This window comes from Mesorhizobium sp. M7A.F.Ca.CA.002.04.1.1, assembly GCF_004022805.1.
Lineage (GTDB): Bacteria > Pseudomonadota > Alphaproteobacteria > Rhizobiales > Rhizobiaceae > Mesorhizobium > Mesorhizobium ciceri.
Window position 1 is genome coordinate 1 of record NZ_RZPL01000802.1, and the last position, 2435, is coordinate 2435.

A 2435-nucleotide genomic window follows, 5' to 3' on the forward strand; every position below is an offset into this window, starting at 1 on the left:
GGTGGCGGTGGTTTCGCCAGGCGAAAAGGTCAGCGTCGCATCGGCGATGCGGCGGCCCTTGTCGTCGAAGGCGCCGGCGGTGACCTGCGCCGGGGCAGGGTCGCCCGGCGCGCGGATGGCGGTCAGCGCAAAGCCGTCGACCTGGTTGTCGGCGGCGGTCAGGCCCGTCAGCGACAGCCTGTCGGCGGTTGCCCAGACGACACGGGCGGCATTTTTCGACAAAAGCGTGTTGAAGGCGGCTTCATCGCCTTTTGCCGCCAGGCCGTCGGCAAGCACGGCGACACTGGCCCCGGGCAAGGTCTCCAGCACGCCGGCGACGCGGGCATAGACGGCGGGCCGGTCGGTCGGGATCGGCCGCGGCTTGGCGGCGCGCAGCCGGTCAAGGGCGGTGGCGGCATCGAACGGGCCGATCTCGGCATTGGCTTTTTCGGCGGTGAAGGCGATGACGACCGGCACGCCGTTGGAGCCGGCGTCGTTGATCAGCCGCTCGGCGGTGGCGACGCGTTTGCCCCAGTCGGCGGCACTTGCCCAGTCATTGTCGATGACCAGGGCAAGGGCGGCTCCTTCGGCCGGCAGCTTTTCACGCGGATTGAAGACCGGGTCGGCCAATGCCGCGACGATGAGGGCCGCCATCAAGAGCCTGAGCAGCGTCAGCCACCACGGACTCTGCTGCGGCGTCTCCTCGCGCTTCAGTACGCGCGCCAGGATCTTCAGCGGCGGGAAGATCTCGGTCTGCGGCTTGGGCGGCGTCAGCCTGAGCAGCCACCAGATCACCGGCAGTGCCAGCAGGCCCCACAGCACCATGGGGGCGCCAAAGGAGAGCGGCAGCCAACTCATGCGACAGCCTTTCCTGGCCGATCGCCACCAGCGATGCCTGCACGACCGCCAGCGGTCGGCCTGACCGAGGGGCCATCAGTGGTCATCGCCATGTGCAGCCGCACCAGCGCGTCGGAGGCGAGCCGATCGGTGTGGTTGACGGTAAAGCTCCAGCCAAGCCGCTTGCACCAGGCGGCCAGTTCGTGGCGGCGGGCGGTGTAGAGCAGGCGATACTCATCACCCAGCATTTCGGCGCGGCCGGCGGTCAGCTTGTCGCCGGTCTCGGGATCGGTGAATTCGGTGCGGCCGGCATAGGGGAAGGTCTCCTCGGCCGGGTCGGCGACCTCGATCAGGTGGGCGCGCACGCCGTGGCGGGCCAGCACGTCGAGCCAGGCCATCGTCTCCTCGACGGGATCGAGGAAGTCGCTGACGATGACGATGTCGCAGAAGCGCCTGATGTCGGACAGGTCGGGTTTTGCCGGCAGCTCGCCGGCATGCATCAACTGGGCGGCAATTCGTTCGGCGCCGTTGCGGGCGGTGAACGGGTCGGTGAGGCCCGGCCAGGCGATGCGTTCGCCGCTGCGCGACAACAGCTCGGCCATGGCCAGCGCCAGCACCAGCGCGCGCGATTGCTTGGAAACGCTGGCGCCTGTCGATTTGTAGAGCATCGACGGCGAGGGGTCGGCCCACAGCCAGACGGTATGGGCGGCTTCCCATTCGCGGTCGCGCACATAGGTGTGGTCGTCGCGGGCCGAGCGGCGCCAGTCGATGCGCGAGGAATCGCCCTCGACATAGGGCCGGAACTGCCAGAAATTCTCGCCGATGCCGCGCTTGCGGCGGCCGTGCCAGCCGGCGATCACGGTGTTGACGATACGGCGCGCCTCGACCAGCAGGTCTGGCACAAGCGAGGCCCGCAACCGGCCACGGGCGAGCGCGTCGCGCGTCGCTGCCGGAGCCTGGACCTCGCCGATGCGCGGCATCAAATCCCTTTCACGAGTTTCGCCACCACGTCACGCACGCTGGTGCCTTCGGCGCGGGCGGCGAAGGTCAGCGCCATGCGATGCTGCAGCACCGGCTCGGCCAGCGCACGGACGTCGTCGACCGAGGGCGCCAGCCGTCCGTCGTAAAGCGCGCGCGCCCTTGTGCACAGCATCAGCGCCTGGCTGGCGCGCGGGCCGGGACCCCAGGCGACGTTCTTATCGGTCTCGGCATTGCCTTGGCCGGGACGCGCCGAGCGCACCAGCGTCAGGATCGCCTCGACGACGCTTTCAGGCACCGGCATGCGGCGGATCAGCGTCTGGATCTCCTTCAGCCGCACCGGCTGCAGCACGTTTTGCGCTTTCGCGTCCTCGATGCCGGTGGTTTCCAGAAGGATGCGGCGCTCCGCCTCGATTTCGGGATAGAGGATGTCCACCTGCATCAGGAAGCGGTCAAGCTGTGCCTCGGGCAGCGGATAGGTGCCCTCCTGCTCCAGCGGGTTCTGGGTTGCCAGCACGTGGAAGGGCGCCGGCAGGTCATGGCGGGCGCCGGCAATGGTGACGTGGTATTCCTGCATGGCCTGCAGCAGCGCCGACTGAGTGCGCGGCGACGCGCGGTTGATCTCGTCGGCCATCAGCAGC

The 2435-nt window shown here is 68.9% G+C and carries 3 protein-coding genes; all 3 read right to left on the reverse strand.

The window, feature by feature from the left end; genetic code table 11:
- Nucleotides 1–837 (reverse strand): BatA domain-containing protein (locus ENZ75_RS28670; protein ID WP_206617121.1); only part of this gene is annotated, 837 nt, incomplete at its 3' end.
- Entirely contained in the window at nucleotides 834–1796 is a 963-nt protein-coding gene (locus ENZ75_RS28675) for a DUF58 domain-containing protein (protein WP_013529967.1), read from the reverse strand. The genes ENZ75_RS28670 and ENZ75_RS28675, both read right to left, overlap by 4 nt.
- Nucleotides 1796–2435, reverse strand: a 640-nt coding sequence (locus ENZ75_RS28680; protein WP_164888072.1) for a MoxR family ATPase, incomplete at its 5' end; no start/stop codon positions are given. The genes ENZ75_RS28680 and ENZ75_RS28675, both read right to left, overlap by 1 nt.